The 17,648-nt window shown below is 39.2% G+C and carries 16 protein-coding genes and 2 pseudogenes; 10 read left to right on the top strand and 8 right to left on the bottom strand.

Annotated elements, in window-relative coordinates:
• The first annotated feature begins 10 nt into the window (after positions 1 to 10).
• Positions 11 to 352 (top strand): LysR substrate-binding domain-containing protein, encoded by a 342-nt coding sequence (locus CMT41_RS18545; RefSeq protein ID WP_335338157.1) that lies wholly within the window; start codon positions 11 to 13, stop codon positions 350 to 352.
• 83 nt (positions 353 to 435) lie between these two features.
• Here the strand turns inward: CMT41_RS18545 and CMT41_RS05300 are convergent, their stop codons facing one another.
• The 4 genes from CMT41_RS05300 to CMT41_RS05285 all read right to left on the bottom strand — a co-directional run bounded on the left by CMT41_RS05300 (position 436) and on the right by CMT41_RS05285 (position 4,364).
• Positions 436 to 1,752 carry a DUF3300 domain-containing protein gene (locus CMT41_RS05300; RefSeq protein WP_083494347.1) on the bottom strand — a complete coding sequence of 439 codons (1,317 nt, stop codon included), beginning with the start codon at positions 1,750 to 1,752 and terminating at the stop codon, positions 436 to 438.
• A gap of 178 nt (positions 1,753 to 1,930) precedes the next feature.
• The gene (locus tag CMT41_RS05295) at positions 1,931 to 3,334 is read right to left on the bottom strand and encodes an ATP-binding protein (RefSeq protein ID WP_058026564.1); all 1,404 of its coding nucleotides are present in this window, start codon (positions 3,332 to 3,334) and stop codon (positions 1,931 to 1,933) included.
• Between the two features lie 38 nt (positions 3,335 to 3,372).
• On the bottom strand, positions 3,373 to 4,050 hold the full coding sequence (locus tag CMT41_RS05290) for a response regulator transcription factor (protein WP_058026563.1): 678 nt from the start codon (positions 4,048 to 4,050) through the stop codon (positions 3,373 to 3,375).
• A gap of 32 nt (positions 4,051 to 4,082) precedes the next feature.
• Positions 4,083 to 4,364: a PepSY domain-containing protein gene (locus tag CMT41_RS05285; protein ID WP_058026562.1), complete on the bottom strand. Its 282-nt coding sequence runs from the start codon at positions 4,362 to 4,364 to the stop codon at positions 4,083 to 4,085.
• 146 nt (positions 4,365 to 4,510) lie between these two features.
• Here CMT41_RS05285 and CMT41_RS05280 point away from each other — a divergent pair, with 146 nt between their 5' ends.
• From CMT41_RS05280 to CMT41_RS05265, 5 genes and pseudogenes are all read left to right on the top strand, one after another.
• Positions 4,511 to 5,554, top strand: a complete 1,044-nt coding sequence (locus CMT41_RS05280) for a choice-of-anchor H family protein (RefSeq protein WP_232300020.1) — start codon at positions 4,511 to 4,513, stop codon at positions 5,552 to 5,554.
• Between the two features lie 453 nt (positions 5,555 to 6,007).
• Entirely contained in the window at positions 6,008 to 7,384 is a 1,377-nt protein-coding gene (locus CMT41_RS05275; protein WP_083494218.1) for an MATE family efflux transporter, read from the top strand.
• A gap of 327 nt (positions 7,385 to 7,711) precedes the next feature.
• Positions 7,712 to 7,876: pseudogene (gene csrA / locus CMT41_RS19470) on the top strand (carbon storage regulator CsrA); the annotation flags it as partial.
• 273 nt (positions 7,877 to 8,149) lie between these two features.
• On the top strand, positions 8,150 to 8,317 hold the full coding sequence (locus tag CMT41_RS19000) for a helix-turn-helix domain-containing protein (protein ID WP_143760099.1): 168 nt from the start codon (positions 8,150 to 8,152) through the stop codon (positions 8,315 to 8,317).
• 448 nt (positions 8,318 to 8,765) lie between these two features.
• Positions 8,766 to 9,506, top strand: a complete 741-nt coding sequence (locus CMT41_RS05265) for a hypothetical protein (protein ID WP_058026561.1) — start codon at positions 8,766 to 8,768, stop codon at positions 9,504 to 9,506.
• A 225-nt stretch (positions 9,507 to 9,731) separates the two neighbouring features.
• Here the strand turns inward: CMT41_RS05265 and CMT41_RS05260 are convergent, their stop codons facing one another.
• A complete protein-coding gene (locus CMT41_RS05260; protein WP_057180131.1) occupies positions 9,732 to 11,336 on the bottom strand; it encodes an ABC-F family ATPase in 1,605 nt (534 codons plus the stop codon).
• Positions 11,337 to 11,647: 311 nt separating this feature from the next.
• Here CMT41_RS05260 and CMT41_RS05255 point away from each other — a divergent pair, with 311 nt between their 5' ends.
• Entirely contained in the window at positions 11,648 to 12,550 is a 903-nt protein-coding gene (locus tag CMT41_RS05255) for a radical SAM protein (protein ID WP_057180130.1), read from the top strand.
• A 95-nt stretch (positions 12,551 to 12,645) separates the two neighbouring features.
• Here CMT41_RS05255 and CMT41_RS05250 read toward each other — a convergent pair whose 3' ends face one another.
• Complete coding sequence (locus CMT41_RS05250) at positions 12,646 to 13,245, bottom strand: GTP cyclohydrolase II (RefSeq protein ID WP_057180129.1); 600 nt, start codon at positions 13,243 to 13,245, stop codon at positions 12,646 to 12,648.
• A gap of 49 nt (positions 13,246 to 13,294) precedes the next feature.
• Here CMT41_RS05250 and CMT41_RS05245 point away from each other — a divergent pair, with 49 nt between their 5' ends.
• Positions 13,295 to 13,492, top strand: a complete 198-nt coding sequence (locus CMT41_RS05245) for a hypothetical protein (protein ID WP_143760098.1) — start codon at positions 13,295 to 13,297, stop codon at positions 13,490 to 13,492.
• A 172-nt stretch (positions 13,493 to 13,664) separates the two neighbouring features.
• Here CMT41_RS05245 and CMT41_RS19465 read toward each other — a convergent pair.
• Positions 13,665 to 13,849 (bottom strand): annotated as a pseudogene (locus CMT41_RS19465) (NAD(P)H-dependent oxidoreductase); the annotation flags it as partial.
• 166 nt (positions 13,850 to 14,015) lie between these two features.
• Here CMT41_RS19465 and CMT41_RS05240 point away from each other — a divergent pair.
• The gene (locus CMT41_RS05240; RefSeq protein WP_058026560.1) at positions 14,016 to 14,624 is read left to right on the top strand and encodes an acyl carrier protein phosphodiesterase; all 609 of its coding nucleotides are present in this window, start codon (positions 14,016 to 14,018) and stop codon (positions 14,622 to 14,624) included.
• Between the two features lie 89 nt (positions 14,625 to 14,713).
• Positions 14,714 to 16,027, top strand: a complete 1,314-nt coding sequence (locus CMT41_RS05235) for an amidohydrolase family protein (RefSeq protein ID WP_442855070.1) — start codon at positions 14,714 to 14,716, stop codon at positions 16,025 to 16,027.
• Between the two features lie 480 nt (positions 16,028 to 16,507).
• Here the strand turns inward: CMT41_RS05235 and CMT41_RS05230 are convergent, their stop codons facing one another.
• A complete protein-coding gene (locus CMT41_RS05230) occupies positions 16,508 to 17,416 on the bottom strand; it encodes a hydrogen peroxide-inducible genes activator (protein WP_058026559.1) in 909 nt (302 codons plus the stop codon).
• Between the last annotated feature and the right edge of the window lie 232 nt (positions 17,417 to 17,648).

Here is a 17,648-nt window from a genome sequence, read left to right as displayed (position 1 = left end):
AGCGGATTTACTGAAAACATGGCTGGTTAGTTTAGATAATCCTGGTTGCTACGATTGGCCATCTTGGTTTGAGCACAGTAATACTCCAGGTTATCAAGAGCATCAACAATGGACTGAGGTGCACAGCACTGATATGGCGCTGAATGCGGTACTCAACGGCCATGGCTTTACCCTAGCTGCCAGGTATTTATGTATTGAACAATTAAAGTCGGGGCAACTTGTTATGCCAGTAAACATCCCTCACCCAAATGTGGTAAAACGCTATTTTGTTTATGATGCTAACTCCGCAAAAATAGCGCGCTTAAACATTTTTACTACGTGGATAACAGCTGAAATGAACTTTACCCATTAGATCTTAGCTCCCCCCTATTAACGCTATTAATAAGCGCTAAGTAACGACTATTGCCTACTAATGTACTCCATAAATACTTGCCCTTAGTTATGCTGGCTTTTATGCTGTTTAGTCGCCCTTACTAGGTGTTTGGGTGCTGCTCTGCTCGACTGCCTGATTGATTGCTTTGACGCTTGTTGTGGTGAGGGCTTTGACACTGGCTGCTGATAAACGGACTGTCTTTGCACCTGCTTATGCTGCTTTGATTGCGAAAATGACTTTTGCTTACTTTGCTTATGTACGGCATGGTTAAGATGTGGCTGTTTATCTGCCACATAGTGTTTGTTAGTCGAATGATGGCCCGTCTGCTTAACGATTTTTGTACTGTGAACTTTATTACGGTGAACCTTATTACTGTGAACTTTAGTGCTGCGAACGACTTTTGTATCATGAACACTAGGAGCTACGCCATAATACTTATGTGTTAATCGGCCACTACTGTAGGCCACGCCACGTCTATGTTTAGGTTGATGACTCCAACGTTTTGCCTGATGACTAATAACGATTTTTTTGCTTGGGTGATAAGCATGTCGATTATAGTGATTCACTACTATATGGCGGTTATGCCAATTAAAGGCACTAAAGAAAAAGTGACTGCTAATATGTACGCCATGGCCCCAATAAAAGTGACCATGATGAGCGGCATAATAGTAAGGATTATGCCAATAAATTGGTGGGTAATGGGACCAATGCCAACGGCCATAGACCACGCGGGTATCATAATAAGGCACATAAATAATCTCAGGCTGTGCGGGCTCGATGATAATAATGTGCTGTTCTTTTATCACCTCGACATTGTCCATATTAGCCAAACTACCGGCTTGCTCCGCCTGCTGTCGTAACGTTTGAATACTGGCTAGCACTCTGGCTTCATCTTGTAAAAAGGCATCGCCGAGCTTTTGCATCCAGCTAAGATCTTCACTCAATTTAGCCATCACTCGAGGAAAAGCTAACAGCGCTTTAATACTGGCATCCCAATCTTTTTTCTGTGCTTTTTTTTCTATTTGTGCCGCGGTTAAGGTCGAATGTTTATTGAGCCAACGTTCAGCCTCAATCACTTCAATGGGATAAGTCGAGGCAATAAGAATATGTGTGAGTAAGGTATCTGGGTATAAGGCAATAGGTGCTAAGGTTTGTGCAAGTTCAGCTGCAGATATCGACTCTTGCTCTGCTTGTTGCTCTTGCGCCAAAACTGCAGCAGAAAATAACGTAGTTGAAAGTAGCGTAGTAGCCAACAGCAGCATGAACAGTACGGCACTATATTGTACAGCGCTAAAGTTTAAAGCATTAGCTTTTAAAGGGCTATGCTTTAACACGCTTTTTTTAAAGTCAATTAGCCAAGGGGGTTGATGTATGTGCATAAGCTTACCTTTATTCATTATTGATCTTATTGAATAGAGTAAACCCCTTTAGCTGAACCAAGGCTGAACAAAAGCCATCAACTTGCTAGTTGCTATTTTCTAGGTGCTAGGTAGGAAGAGTAAGCAGCTGAGCTGATTAAATAACTTGCCAGCTGCAGCTTATCTATTTACCACGAAACTAGCTATTAGCAAAGCTCAGAGTAAACTTTGCTCCGCCTAATTTTTCAGAGCGCCCTATGTGCAGCTTGCCTTGATAACTGGCCACTAGATCGCGCACTATTGCTAAGCCAACACCATGTCCTTCAGGATAAGTATCTGCACGAACGCCGCGCTCTAGTATTTGGCTGATTTGCTGTTTTTTAATACCGACACCATCATCTTCAATGCAAATAACTAACACATCACCTTGTTGGCTAACCGTTAGCATAATAGTGCTTTTTGCTGCTTTATAAGCGTTATCCAATAAATTACCTAACAGCTCAAGCAGATCTGCTTCATCACCTTTAAAGGTCAGTTTATCTGTTAACTTGCTGGTTATTTTTTTATCTTCATCATGATAAATTTTAGCTAGGGTCTTAAGTAACTTATCTACCACGGGTTTTACGGCAATGCCCAACAGCCAAGAAGAATGTCCAGCACTTTGTGCGCGCTTTAATTGATGGTCAATGGTGGAATTAATACGATTAATTTGCTCTTGGTTAATCACAGAAATATCGCTTTGCGCTTGTAAAACTGCCAAGGGTGTTTTTAAACTATGGGCCAGATCAGATAAAGCATTACGATAACGTTGCCTTTGCTTTTGCTCAGTTGCTAATAACTGATTTAACTGCCTGGTTAGTGGCGATAACTCTTTTGGATAAACACTCGTCAACCGTTGTGCTTTACCTTGTTCAATCGCCTTAACTTCTTGCTCTAAAGTCGATAATGGTTTTAATGTCCACATTAACCAGACAAATTGCAGCAAAAATATAATGACCATTAAAAACGCTAAACCAAGCCAAAGTTGCTGTTTAAAATCATTAATGAGTTGTAAGTAGCTTTGTTTGTCTTTGATGATATGAACCGTCATGGGAAAGCTGTACTTATCATCAGTAAAGCTTACTGCATAGCTATAAATAAAATGCGGTAAGCTATTAATTTCAATGTGAGTAAAAGCTGTTTCTCCCGTTATCAGGGTTACTAATTGTTTAGGTAGTTTATTGGGTAAGTTAAGGGTAAGCAAAGATTGCGAGCGCCATAAGGTGGCACTTTTGTTATGTAGACTTTTCTTATTTAGGGTATTATTTGTATCCGCTTGCTTGCTCTCTTGCTGCGAGATAAAAGCATATAAGCCTGAATCACTAACATTAAACTGATTTTCAATTAATGCTTCCGGCATGATGAGCCTAGCTTGTTCAACTTCTGCCACCGCCAAAATGGTATAACTGTAGGCAGTTAATTCATTTTTTATACTGCCCACCATGTGTTTCTCAAAAGAGTTCATGATGATAAACGCAACGGTGGGCAATATAATAAGCACCATCGCCAGTAGACTCACCATCAAACGTACTTTAAGGGAATTGAAGAAAGAGTTTAAATACATTTTAATTCGAGGCTTTAAAAATGGCAGCAAGAAAACACCTAAGCAGTAAAGTCAATTAAACGATAGCCTTGACCACGCTTAGTTTCAATAAAATTATGTTTACTGTCAGGGTCAAGTTTTTTCCGTAAACGTCTAATAAAGACCTCGATAACATTAGAGTCTAAATCAAAGTCCTGATCGTATATGTGCTCAGTTAAGGTGGTTTTCGAAACCACCTCCCCTATGTGCAACATAAGATATTTAAACACTTTAAATTCTTGAGCACTTAAATTAACACTTATTTGCTCTACTGATACTTGCGAGGTAGTGGTGTCTAAACTAAAGGGACCATTATGAATGGTCGAACTCGCCTTACCCGCGCTGCGCCTGATCAACGCATTTAAGCGCGAGCTGAGTTCTTCGATATGAAAAGGTTTAGTGAGGTAATCATCAGCGCCAGCATCTAAACCGGCGACTTTATCTTGCCAGCGATCCCGGGCGGTAAGAATTAAAATGGGGAAGTTTCGGCCTTTTTCTCTTAATTTTTTAACCACTGTAGTACCGTCTATTTTAGGTAAACCTAAATCAATCACAGCAATATCATAGTCATATTCAAGGCCTTGAAATAAAGCAATTTCACCATCAGCAGCGACATCGACCGAGTAATTTTGCCGCACTAATTGTTGTTGCAACTCTTGCTGCAAGGCTGGATCGTCTTCAACTAAAAGCAAACGCATAATAATTTTTCCTTCAGCTACGTCCTTTAAAATTAATTGTTTTCTATTTTGCCAGTTTTAGCATTGACCTTTTTAGAGATCACCTGACCATTAGGTTTAACAATTTTAACTCGATAACCGGCATTGTTTTTTTGTTTATTAACTTTTAACACCCTACCGCCATATTGTTTTTGTACTATTTTTGCCGCTTGTTTTGAGCTAGTAACCTTTTTATTGCCTTGTTTATGAACCTGCTTCTCTGCCGACCAAGCATCGCTGGCACACAAGGTCAGCACACTCATAAACAGTGTTAATAAAAAAATGCGTAATTTCATCTCAAACCCTAATGCAGATAATCCTATATAACATTCAGTGTAAAAGAATGCTGCTCGCAAATAAACCAAGTTTCCCTTAATGATACCAAATACTAGCTGAACAAGGGCTGAACATTTTCTTAGTAGCGGCTCTAGGAGTTATCAAGATGTTCAGCTTGAGTTCATCTAACTTGCGCTTTAATGGTAGCAAGCAACGTAACAAGGATTTAATGATGAACAATTTACTTAAGCAGTTATCTTCCAGAGTGACCTTAAATAAGGCGGTCAAAGTTACTTCACACCTTAGCTCAAAGCTAACATCACCAGTAACTTCAAGGTTATCGCCCATACTGGTCACCAGTTTGCAATTAAGCTTAATGTTAACCTTGCTGTTAATGACATTGCCAAGTTTTGCTGAGCAAAGTTATTCTATCGGGCAATCAGCAAGCGCCTCTAACAAGCTATCAGCAGAGCAACTGAGGCAAGCCATCAAGCATAGAGTCATACTTGGCGATAGCGACCAAGCACAAAATAAAGCCTTGGCCAGCACACGTGATGAAGTTATTAAGCAAAAAAACCAACAAGTTCACAAAAATATCTCAGCCAGATTATTTAAGAAAATGGCTGAAACCCCAAAAGTAAACAATACCAGTAGAAGCTTCAGTGACGGCACTTTTGTCATTTATGAAGGCTATGCACAATTAATAGCAGACCTTGATTTAGATGGTTACTATCAAACTTTTAGTGTCACCTTTGATGCCGATTTAATCACCTATAACCCTTATGATAAGGCTGTTGTCTATGCCGAGTTATACTTAAGCGAAAATGGCGGCCCTTGGCAGCATTACTACACTACCGACAGTTTTGTTATTCAGGGTGAAAGCTCAGAAGATGCTTTTGAAGTCTATAGCACCTTAAGCCAAGGCTTTAATCCTAATCATTACGATGTACTCATCGATCTATATGAAGTTGGTTACGCAAATATTATTGCTACTTATAGCAGTGATGACAGTAATAGTTTATATGCTTTACCCTTGGAGAGTAGTGATTATGATATTGAGTATGTTGAATATTACCAAGAAACTCATAGTCATGGTGGTAGCGTTTCACTCACTGGCATGATGATTCTCATGATGATATTAGCTATGCGTCAGTTGTCTGCGCAACGTAAGTGCTGCCGCTATTGGCCAATACAGGGATTAATGACTTAGGGGCAGCCCTGCACTGCTCCAACATACTTTAGAACGCAGCTTTTTAAAAGTAACCGGATTAACCCTTAAACCATGTCAATCGATGAACAAGCTGGAGGATATATTAGCGTTTTTATAACAACGCCAGCAAAGTGACCTTAACTGGGTAGATATTGCTTACCCGTTTGCTTTTAGTGATCAAGCTCATTTCATTCGCTATTTAAAAAAGTACCTGAATTTAACCCGTAAAAGATTATGGCCAGTAACCTGGCTTCACCATTGACGTTTCTGCTGGCATTGACTCTAAATAACCTGAGCAGATAATTAATTACTGCTAGAGCTCTGTTATTAGGGGCTTGGCATTTATTTAAGCAAAAAAATGCGCTATGTTACTCCGTTAGATACGCTTAATAGCGCTTGGCTATTTTCCTCTGTTCTTCTCAGTTTTTCAATCACCAACGGATTTCATCGACCATGAAAGATCTTACTCAAGGCTCAATCCCTAAACATCTAATTAACATGGCATTACCCATGATGATAGGCATGTTTATCCAAACATTATATTTTATCGTTGACTTATATTTTGTTGGTAAATTAGGCGCTGCTGCCCTAGCAGGATTGAGTTTAGCGGGTAATGCCATGTTTTTAATCTTTGCGCTCACCCAAATACTCAATGTCAGTACTGCAGCACTTATCTCTCATGCAGTAGGCGCAAAAGACAGAGAAGATGCTAACCTGACGTTCAACCAGTCGATGATGTTATCTACCGTCACGGGCCTAGTAGTTTGTATTATTGGCTACGTAGGAGCCGAAGCTTACCTCAATTTAATCTCACAAGACCTAGCAACGGTGCAGATGGGCTTAACCTACCTGCATTGGTTTATTCCCTGTATGGCATTGCAGTTTGTTATGGTTTCGATTAGCTCAGCATTGCGTGGCACTGGTATTGTTAAGCCAACTATGATCATTCAAACACTTTCTATTTTAGTTAATATACTCCTGTCGCCGATATTAATTGCTGGCTGGGGCTCTGGCTATGCCATGGGGATTGCCGGTGCCGGATTAGCTAGTTCAATATCCGTTGTTTTTGCCGTCATTCTTTTATGTTATTACTTTAAAACAGCAGAGAAATACGTCAGTGTCGACTTTTCTCTTTGGCGAGTTGATACAGCGCGCATAAAAAAACTACTCGCTATTGGCTTACCTGCCGGTGGCGAGTTCTTCTTGATGTTTGTTTATATGGGCACCATTTATTGGTTAATTCAACCCTTTGGTGCGGATGCACAAGCAGGATTTGGCCTAGGATCGCGCATAATGCAATCGTTATTTTTACCGGCCATGGCTATTGCTTTTGCTGCGCCAGCAATTGCTGGGCAAAATTTTGGCGCAAAAAATTACCAAAGAGTGAGAGAAACCTTTACTTGGTCTGCCATTATGACCTGCTCACTAATGGCAATACTGACACTAGCCTGTTTAAGCCAAGCTGAATGGATGGTGCAAGCCTTTTCAAATGACCAAGAAGTGTTGTTAATTAGTGTCGTTTTTTTACAGCTTATCTGTTGGAACTTTGTGCCATCAGGCTTAGTTTTCACCTGCTCAGGCATGTTTCAAGCCCTCGGTAATACCATGCCAGCTTTATTTAGCACAGCCACACGTTTAATCACCTTTATCCTCCCAGCCCTGTGGTTATCACAGCAAGAGGACTTTCAAATTGAACAACTTTGGTATGTCTCGGTAACCACAGTATGTATTCAAGCAGGGGTCAGCTTTTATTTGCTAAGACGAGAATTTAACAAGCGCTTGCCACAGGGTGAGTCATCAAGCGAAAATTTAGCAAACGAAAATCTATAATGTGCTCCCTCATCTAAAGACAGTTACCATGGTCTGAAGAAAGGTAAAGCTAGCAAAGGCGGCTAATCTGCTACATTAATAGTCAAAGCGAGTATCATTTATACAACTTGCTTATTAATAAAACTGAAGTCTGGCAGTATTTATCCCGGTATTCCCTGCTATAACCAAGAGCTATACTCAAGTGATATACATTTGACAACAGTTCTAAACAAAATACCACAACACAGCAGTTAACTTTTAGTTGTCTACACTATACTATTCATTATCAAGGAACCGAGTTTCCAGTAAATACACCTAACTTCATGGCAAGCAAATAAGGAATAAGCAATGTTAATACTAACCAGAAGGATCAGTGAATCACTAATCATTAGTGATAATATCACCCTAACAATATTAGCCATACAAGGTAACCAAGTACGCATTGGCATTGATGCACCTAGAGACATATCAGTACACCGTGAAGAGATATACAACAAGATTCAAGAGGAAAAACTTGTTGCTCCTGCAGTTAAATGGGTAAAACCAGAGCCATCCAACACTAAGCCGGCAACAATCATAGTTAAGAAGTCTAGAAAGATAACCTAATCAATCAAGGTGAGCCTTTAGTTTCTCATCACAACTAGCGCAACTGAAGCATTTATTGAATTTTCAACGGAGGGAATAGTCGAGGTGTGTGCAGAATATAATGAGCCATTAGTAATATGGCAATAAGTTGACCGATGCATAGTATCTGAGACTAGAAAATATATCCGTAGAGTAATCGTCATGAACAAGAAAGCAATAGAACTCTTTCTAGCAGAACATAAGAACACGAGAACAGTTAAAGCCATTGAATTATTATTGAGTGGTGATGGCGGTGTAACTATAGCCAAAGCACTTGGTATCAGTAAACAAGCAGTCTATAAGATTAGAGATAAATACATTAAGGTTTAGTTAGCGGTTACTTTCTAGGGTTGCAGTTTAAAAGTGCTTGCTGCAAGCTAATGTCAAAGTGACACGTTAGCACCGAAAAACCCGCTAATCTGCTATATTTACCAGCAAAGTAAGTATAATTCATCCAGTCTGCCTACTAATAAAACTGAAGCCCGGGAACCTTTATCCTGGAAAACGAAGACAACAATGATCCCCCCTTAATAAGATCCTCCTACTAACTAGCACCCGTTCAAGATCATTTATACCAATAGGGCTAAGTTATTGCTCATTTGGCGAGAATTAAAATGCTTTTAGCCTAGGTATGGATTACCGAGAATGTTTATTACCGATAATTTTTCCTGCATTATCTAATGACCTGGTCAAAGAAAATTAATGTTATTATTGCCTCATATTTTAGCAGAAATTAAATAAACGCTAATGTTAAACCCTCATTAATCGGTTGGTATAGATGCAAAAAATCAATAATATAACTAGTTTCAAAGCTATCCTATGCACTATTGCTTTATTTTGGCAAACGAGTTTATTTGCCCATACAATAACCGAGCATGCTATGGAAAATACGGAGCATAAAATTGAACAAATACAGTTGACTGAGCTTGATGCAGTGGTAAAAGAAGCAGTAAAAAAACCAACCGTAAAGTCTATTCAAATAGAGCTAGTTAAATTAACGGATAAACAGTTGACTGAGCTTGGTGAAGTGGTAAAAGAAGCAGTAAAAGAAGCAACCGTAAAGTCTATTCAAATAGAGTTAGTTAAATTAACGGATAATAGTGGTTTAAGCTATATAGGCGGAAAAGTTAATGCTGCCGACCTCGATGTATATTTATTCCAGATGAAGCAAATATTAGGTGATGACTTTACCCTGTATCGACAGTACCAAAGTAAGAGAGATCATCACACTTTCCACATGACATTAATTAATCCCTATGAATACCAAAACCTATGCAAACGTATCGCGATAGGAACAAAGTTATCCGTATCGTTACGTGGCTTAGCACGAGTAAGTGTTGACCATAAAACAGCATATTTTGTTGTTGCCCAATCTGCACAGGCGAAAAGTTATCGTCAAAGTTTAGTGTTAACTGCTAAAGACTTCCATATAACCCTAGGGTTTTATCCTAACGATGTTTATGGTGTGAATAAGGGAATTGAGACTCTTATACCAACAGTTCGAATAACTACTAAATAGCTAAGCCTTGGGCATGAGCTTTATTGATGCTTGCTAGTGGTGATATCGATTTACTGATTAACGTAGCTAAAACTCAAGCAATAGAGCAGTTTTCTTACCACGGTTATTCAATGAAATTAAGGCTATATTCAAGTATCATTGAAGTCAAAACTGACACTCGCTAATAAAATAGCGTGTGTCAGTTATTTTCTTAACAATTAACCGTTAACCGTTAACCGTTAACTATTATGCTACTTTTTTGGCTTCTATCTGACTAGCAAGGTATTCATCTAATGAACCTTGGAAGTTAACTAATTTTTTATCTTTAATATCAATAATACGTGTCGCCAAGCTTGAGACAAACTCACGGTCATGGCTAACAAAGATTAGTGTACCTTCAAACGCTTTAAGAGCGTTATTTAAAGCATCAATCGCTTCTATATCCATGTGGTTAGTTGGTTCATCCATGATCAATACATTAATATCTGCCATCATCAACATACCAAATAACAAGCGGTTCTTCTCACCACCTGAACAGTTACGTGCTTTTTTGTTGGCGTCATCATCGCTAAACAATAAACGCCCTAACATACCACGAACGCTTAAATCGTTGTGACAAGGTCTACGCCATTGTGACATCCAATCCATTAGCGTTAAGTCGTTATCAAAAAAAGAACCGCTATCTTGCGGGCAATAACCCACTGAAGCATTTTCAGACCACTTAACCACACCTTCATTGTGTTCTAATTCATTCATTAAACAGCGTAACAAGGTGGTTTTACCGACACCGTTTTCGCCGATAATGGCTAACTTGGTACCTGCTTCTAGCAATAAGTCACCCTTTTCAAATAACATTTTGCCATCAAAACCATGACCTAGGTTTTCCAGCTCTAAGGCTTGGCGATGCATTTTTTTACCTGGGGCAAAGGCAAGTTTAGGGCTAATACGACTTGATGCTTTCACATCATCCAATTTAATTTTGTCCATTTTTTTAGCGCGTGAACTGGCTTGTTTCGCTTTTGAAGCATTGGCACCAAAGCGGTTAACAAAGTCTTGTAACTCGGCAATTTCTTCCACTTTTTTAGCATTACCTGATAATAACTGTTCACGTAATAAAGCAGACTGCTCTAAGTAAAACTCATAATTACCTGGGTAAATACGTAATTCACCGTAATCAATATCGGCCATATGTGTACAAACAGCATTAAGGAAATGTCTATCATGAGAAATGATGATCATGGTGCATTTACGTTTGTTCAACTCACCTTCTAACCAAGTAATGGTATGAATATCCAAGTTGTTAGTCGGCTCATCGAGTAATAAAATATCCGGGTTGGCAAACAATGCTTGAGCAAGCAAAACACGTAACTTCCAACCTGGGGCAACTTGTTGCATGGAGCCGTAATGAAAAGACTCATCAATACCCGCTTCTAATAAGATTTCACCGGCGCGACTTTCAGCGGTGTAACCGTCCATTTCAGCAAATTCACTTTCTAATTCACCTGCACGCATGCCATCAGCTTCACTCATTTCTTCTTGTGCGTAAATAGCGTCACGTTCTTGCTTTACTTTCCACAATGGCATATCACCCATGATCACAGTATCAATAACATTGAACTCTTCAAAAGCGAACTGATCTTGGCCCAAAGTACTAACTTTGTTACCGGTACTAACCGACACATTGCCTGAAGTTGGTGTTAACTCACCACTGAGTATTTTCATAAAGGTAGACTTGCCACAGCCATTTGCGCCAATCAAACCGTAACGGTGACCGTTGCCAAATTTAGCCGAGATATTTTCAAACAACGGCTCTGCGCCAAATTGCATGGTGATATTACTTGTTGTGATGATAAGCCTATACTCCGAACGAAAAAGTGATCATGGATTTTTCAAGTCGCGCATTATAGCTGAGTTGGCGGTCTAATGATAATGATAATTAGATTAACTGTACAAATAACGAACTCATTTGTGATGGCGGGATTTGGGGATTGTTTGGTAATCTTATTATGGGGTAATCATATACAGCTAGAGTTTAGGATTAAATTAGTCAATGAAATAGGCTATATCTGATAAACTACTTTTAACAAAGTAAGCTAAGTACAAGAGCAAGTAGAGTCATTAATTGCCCATTTAGCTTGCGCCTAACTAAGTAGACCTTAATTATGTATCCTTTGAATTATATCGAACCGGTATTTCGCCCACCAAGTGAATGGAAAAGCCTAATATTACAAGTCACTAATGGCTGCTCTTGGAATAAATGTACCTTCTGCGATATGTATACCAGTGAAAATAAAAAATTCAAACCAAAGAAAATTGACCTGATAGAGCAAGAAATTATCAAAGTTGCTAACTCAGGCATTACCACCAGACGGGTATTCCTAGCTGACGGTGACGCCATGATGTTGCCGTTCAAGCGTTTAAAAGAAATTCTCGAGTTAATAAAGCGGCATTTACCACAAGTAGGTCGGGTCTCTAGTTATTGCTTACCGCGAAATTTAACCAATAAAACAGTCGAACAACTAGCTGAGTTGCAAACCCTAGGGTTGAAGTTAATGTATATCGGTTGTGAAAGTGGTGACGATGAAGTGCTGGCGTTAATTGAGAAAGGCGAAACCTATCAAAGCTCATTGATTGCCCTTAATAAAATAAAACAAGCGGGCATAAAAAGTTCGGTGATGATTTTAAATGGCCTTGGCGGTCCAGAACTATCTCGCCAACACGCCATCAATTCAGCAAAATTGATGAATGAAGCGCAACCTAACTACTTATCAACACTGGTGGTGTCTTTCCCTTTAGGTGAACAACGCTTTGCCGTTAAATTCAGCCAAGCATCACTGCAACCTTTTCGTCAATTAACACAGCAAGAATTATTTAGCGAAATGGAAGTACTGTTATCAGAGCTTGAGTTAGAAAAAACCATTTTCCGCTCTGATCATGCCTCCAACTATCTGGTACTCAAAGGTGTCTTAGGCCATGATAAGGAAGCGCTTTTGGGCCAAGTAAGGCAGGCTTTACAGCAGCCAAGTACAGCTAACTTAAGACAAGAATGGCAGCGAGGCTTATAACTGGCTATGCGTTAGTAATAAAAAAAGTAACACTGGTATTATGACAGCACAACCCTATAAAATAGGGCGTTGAGTCGCTATTTTTAGCTAAAATACTAATCTAAAGTCAATTTATGACCCGCATCAGATATTTTTGCTTTCAGATAATCTACATTATCTTCCTTAATAAAGGTTGAAGTACTGATGACTTCGGCAACCTTTAAGCCATAATCAGTTAACGCTTTAACTTTTAAATCGTTATTGGTCAGTAATTTCAAATGATGAATATTGAGTGCTTCGAGCATTTGTCCAGCTTCGGTAAAATCTCTCAGATCATCACCAAAACCTAAATGGTTATTCGCTTGGTAAGTATTCATTCCTTCGGATTGCAGCTTGTAAGCATCAATTTTATTATATAAACCAATACCACGGCCTTCCTGGCGTAGATAAATAATTACCCCCCCTTCAGCTGCCATAAGAGCAATCGCTTCATCAAGTTGCTCACCACAATCACAGCGAGATGAATGAAAAACATCGCCGGTTAAACATTCAGAGTGAATTCTAACCAGGGGGACTTTTTGCAAGGTATCTGCCTGGCCCAAAACCAAGGCAACATGCTCTTTATCAGAAATTAGATCCCTAAATGACACCATTTCAGCGGGAATGTCACTATTGGGACCTATCTTTAATGAAATTCTTGTTCGTATCTCAGCCATAGCTACTACTTATCTATTAAACTATTAACCCAAAATGAGTTGTTTCAGCATGAAACCAGCAATTAACTTAGCTGATTTAAAGTATAAATATTATACCTTAAACCTCGACACTGGTATGACCTTTATTATCGACAATTTCATTATTAGTTATGCATACCACGAACTGGATAATTATTATCAGTATTTTTATTCAAGCCATACCATTGAGCAAAGCTGCAATTCAGAGCGAGCAAAGGGGTTATTTTAAATATCAACTAGTGGTATTTTTCCGCTGCTGTTAACAACAAAAAAGCCTGGCTCAGCAATGACATGATCCATTTTTTGTGGTTACCTGGCTCTGAAACATATAAGCCTAGCGTCTGTATTTGTGCAACCGTTAAACCCTATGCTATTGAGAAACGCACGGCTAATTGTTCTATGTGGTTTTCTAATTGCGCGTCGACATCATACTCATCAGCCACAGTGACCACTCGGCTGTTATAACCATTACCAGCAGCATGGTCGCTGCTTTATCTACTAAAGCAGCGTTTAGCTTACCCTCTGAAAAAGGGTAATACTGGTGAGCATTAATCATTAGTACGTTTTTCGACTTGGCTGTGCTGATAAAATAACGCCAAAATTTAATTTTATTTAATTTTATTTAATTAAAATGAAGTAAAAAAATTTTTCTCTTTCATAATTAATGTTAAAAATAAAGCGTGCTATATTTTAGATCAATTAACAATGTGGTCCTAGTCCCATAAAATATAACAATTAGTTTGGTATAACATTTGAATTATTTAGCGCATCTATATTTCGCCCAACCGAATGCAGATTCCCATTTTGGTAATCTGTTGGGTGACTTTGGCGGCAAGGTTCATGCTCAGCAGCTATCGACAGGCGTTCAGTTAGGCTTAGAAAACCATTACCTAGTTGATCGCTTTACCGATAGCCATAGCGCAGTAAAACAGGCGAAAAACTTATTTTCTACAGAACGAAGACGCTTTGCCGGTATTGCCTTAGATGTGCTGTTTGATCACTTCCTGATACGGCATTGGTCACGCTTTCATCAAACACCTTTGCGCCAATTTAAACAAAGCAGTTATGCCCTACTCAATGAAAACCTTAGCTATATGCCGAGTAAAATGCAGCAGGTAGTTACACCCATGACACAAAATGATTGGTTTAAGGAATATGAAACAGTAGCAGGCATAGGTTTTGCGCTTGATAATATAGCCAAGCGCATTCGTTTTGCTAATCAATTTAGTGGCTGCATTGCTGATATCAATCGCCACTATGGCGAACTAGAAGCGGTATTTTTAGCATTTTTTCCTGAGCTGATTACCCATGTAAACAAACATGGCCTTGAGACAAAGCCAGTTGGCGTTATTCAACCATAGGTTTCGTGCCTTAGAGCTATTTGAATTCCCCAGTGCAGCTAAGCTTGCTATGGTGAGTGACAATTGATAAAAATAATAATAGGAATATTATGAAAGCTTTAATTAAATCATCAATGAAAGCCTCGACCCTGTTAGGGCTAACACTGTCTGCTCTAGTAGCCACTCAACTTGCCGCACAAACCTATGTCATTCATGCGGGTCAAGTCTTAACCATTCCTGGGCAAGCGCCCTTAACGAAACAAACCATAGTGGTTAAAGATGGCATAATCACTGCGCTTAAATCGGGCTTTATCGCCGCGAATAAAATAGCTACCAATGCCAAAGTTATAGATTTATCCAATAGTTTTGTCATGCCCGGCCTTATGGATATGCACGTCCACTTGCAAGGTGAGTTAGGCCCTGAAAATGATAGTGAAAAACTAAGAATGTCTGATGCAGACAAATTAGTTAAAAGTATCTATTTTGCTAAAAAAACGCTAATGGCTGGTTTTACTACCGTCAGAGATTTAGGTGGCAATGCCGAGCAAAGCTATGCCTTACGTGATGGTATTGCTAAAGGCTATCTACAAGGACCGAGAATAATTGCCGCTGGCAGTAATGTTGCCGTAACCGGTGGTCACGGCGATGTAGATGGCATGAGCCCTGCTCTGTTAGAAATGCATACCGCAAAAACCATCTGTGATGGCCCTTATGATTGTCGCCGCGCTACCCGCCGAGCCATAAAATTTGGCGCTGACGTTATTAAAATAACCTCTACTGGTGGTGTGTTATCAGATACTAATACCGGTACAGGCCAACAAATGTCTGATGATGAATTAAGAGAAGTGATAGACACAGCCCATGCCTTAGGCAGAAAAGTAGCCAGTCATGCCCATGCCGCTGCAGGTATAAACGCGGCGTTAAGAGCCGGTGTCGATAGTATTGAACATGGCAGTTACGCCAATGAAGAAAGTATTAAACTGTTCAAGCAAACAGGCGCTTATCTGGTGCCGACCTTGATGGCTGGCGATACTGTAGTAAATTTAGCGAAAAACACTGACTTTATGTCGCCCGCTATTCGTGCCAAGGCCATTCGTGTTGGTGGCGATATGATTGCCAACTTTAAACGTGCATACCAATCTGGGGTGAAAATTGCTTATGGCACGGATAGCGGTGTTTCTAAACATGGCAACAATGCCAAAGAAGCGGTGCTGATGTTTAACGCTGGCATGACGCCGCAAGATATTTTAATAACAGCGACAGTGAATGCCGCCGACTTAATTGGTAAATCTGACTCGTTAGGTACCATTGAAGTGGGTAAAATCGCCGACATTATTGCCATGGATAACAGCCCATTAGAAGATATCAAAGAGTTACTTACTGTTGATTTTGTGATGAAATCTGGGCTAATTGTCAAAGAATAAAACTATGTTCACTTGCTTAACCGTTAATAACTAAGCAGCAATCGCGAAACATAATGACTAAGCACTCGCATTAAAGGCCAGGAGTAAAATTACCAAGCAGTTTGGTATTAGCTCAACAAAAAGGCTGACAGCCAGCAGATAAAATCATGGTGCATGTCAGCCGCTTTATTCACTTTAGTTACCTGAGCAGACTTAATAGTTTGCCGTTTTATTTACTCTTTTGCTGGCAATACTGATCGCCATAATAATTGTTGGAGTAGTTACAATTAAGGACTGATTTTTTAACACTAGTTACAGTGAAAATTAATTTTATATTGCTTGTTACAGTACTAACCACCTGATCAATTGCACCATTAATTATACTTTTCATAAGTGTTCACCTGGTCTATTTAAGTTGCACCTAGTGTGCACCACCTTCATCATTCAGTAAATTTAACAATATCGAATATATACTTCGATTAAACTAAAGTACCGGTCGTGCTAAGGCAAACTACATTTATCGGTTAATTGCTGGCTAAAAATATCTTTTAGCAGGGTCAACTCATTGGTTCTGACATAATTGGGTCTGATAACTAAGGCAATGGTTCTATGTGGGCCAGGTTCATTTAAATGAATGGCCCTCAGCTCTGATTCGTTATAGATTAATTGATCTAAGGCCATTTGTGGTACCAGTGTCGTACCTAACTTACCAGCAACCATTTGAATTAAAGTATGTAAACTAGCCGAATCAAAATCTGAGTCTTGCTTTTTTATTTGTAATCGACAAGCCGCTAAGGCATGCTCTTTTAAGCAATGACCATCTTTTAACAACATCAACTTATCAATTTCTAATTCTTCACTGCTAATTTCCTGAATTTTTTCCGGGCATTCATCTTTATGACAAACCCAATAAAAATCCTCTTGCCAAAATTCGAAACTCATTAAGCCCGCTAACGGGTAAGGTAAGGCCAATATGGCGGCATCAATTTCCCCAGTACGCACCTTATCAACTAATATATGTGATTGTTCTTCAATGATTTTTAATTTAAAGCTCGGATACTGCTTTCTGACTTCGGGTAAGACTTTCGGCAACAGATAAGGGCCAATTGTCGGAATCACCCCTAGAGTCATGGGGCTGGAAAAGGCTTGTTGATCGCTTTGCGCTATTTGTAACAGCTGGTCTAACTCCAACTGCACTTTTTTGGCTTTATTGAGTATTAATTGCCCCTTATTGGTGACTAATACCTGTTTATTATTGCGTTCAAATACCGTAACCCCTAACTGTTTCTCAAGTTCAGTGATTGCGGTACTTAATGCTGATTGAGAGACATTGCACGCCTCTGCCGCCTTTTTAAAGTGTAAGGTTTTTTCAATCGCTAAGGCATAGTGCAGTTGTTTTAATGTGATCATATTTTGATGATTACCTAATGAAAAGCTAATGAAAATTCAATGTTAGCTTTTATTGAATATAAATATGATTTTAATCATAAAGGCAAAATTAGTCACCTCTTTGACCATAAGAAAAATAGAAGCTTATCTTCACGTTAATCAAATATGCAACTACCGCTACTTTCCCTATGATTTATATAAATTTATTTATAACTAAATTACTTATCACTAATTTAGCAAACGAGGACACTAC

This window comes from Colwellia sp. MT41 (assembly GCF_001444365.1).
Lineage (GTDB): Bacteria > Pseudomonadota > Gammaproteobacteria > Enterobacterales > Alteromonadaceae > Colwellia > Colwellia marinimaniae.
The sequence above is the reverse complement of the archived record's forward strand: the minus strand, read 5'-3'. Positions and strand labels throughout refer to the sequence as shown.